Origin of the sequence: Sphingomonas sanguinis, from assembly GCF_001476905.1 — a bacterium.
Classification (GTDB): domain Bacteria; phylum Pseudomonadota; class Alphaproteobacteria; order Sphingomonadales; family Sphingomonadaceae; genus Sphingomonas; species Sphingomonas sanguinis_B.
In genome coordinates, this window is the sequence record NZ_LDTE01000225.1 from 1 (window position 1) to 636 (window position 636).

The window sequence follows — 636 nt, forward strand, 5'->3', positions numbered from 1 at the left end:
GTCTATCAGCTGGTCGGCGAAGCTGGCGACCTGCTCTCGGTGCCGCACGGCGTCAAGCATTGGTTCGATGGCGGGCCGGAGGCTGATTTCACCTGCATCAGGCTGTTCACCAACCAGGAGGGCTGGGTGGCGCATTTCACCGGCGATGCGATCTCCGACGCATTCCAGAAATATGAGATCGCCGCCTGATGGCGATGGTTCTGGACGCGGAGGTGGTGCTGCTCGACATCGAGGGAACCATCGCGTCGAAATCCTTCGTGCATGGACGGTCCTCTTTGGCTATTCCCGTGCACGAATGGCGGACTTCGTCGCGGCCCGGCGCGGCGACCCGGAGATCGAGGCGATCCTGGCCGACGTCGCGGCGCGAGCCGGCGGCACCGATCCGGTGGCGGCGCTGCTGGCGTGGCAGGATGCCGACCAGAAGATTCCGCCGCTGAAGAAGCTGCAGGGCAGGATCTGGGAGAGCGGTTACAAGGAGGGCGCCTATGTCAGCCACATCTACGATGATGCGCTGATAGCCCTTCGCCGCTTCAAGGCGGCCGGTCTGCCGCTCTACATACTTTCCTCCGGCTCGGTGCAGGCGCAGATCCAGTACTTTCAGTTCAGCAGCGCCGGCGATCTGCGCAGCCTGTTCGA

1 protein-coding gene and 1 pseudogene are annotated in these 636 nt (G+C 63.8%); both read left to right on the forward strand.

All coding sequences use genetic code 11. From position 1 onward, the window contains the following. Positions 1 to 189, forward strand: a pseudogene (locus SB4_RS18725) (cupin); the annotation flags it as partial. 106 nt (positions 190 to 295) lie between these two features. Beyond that, positions 296 to 636, forward strand: a 341-nt coding sequence (locus SB4_RS18730) for an HAD family hydrolase (protein ID WP_478212464.1), incomplete at its 3' end; no start/stop codon positions are given.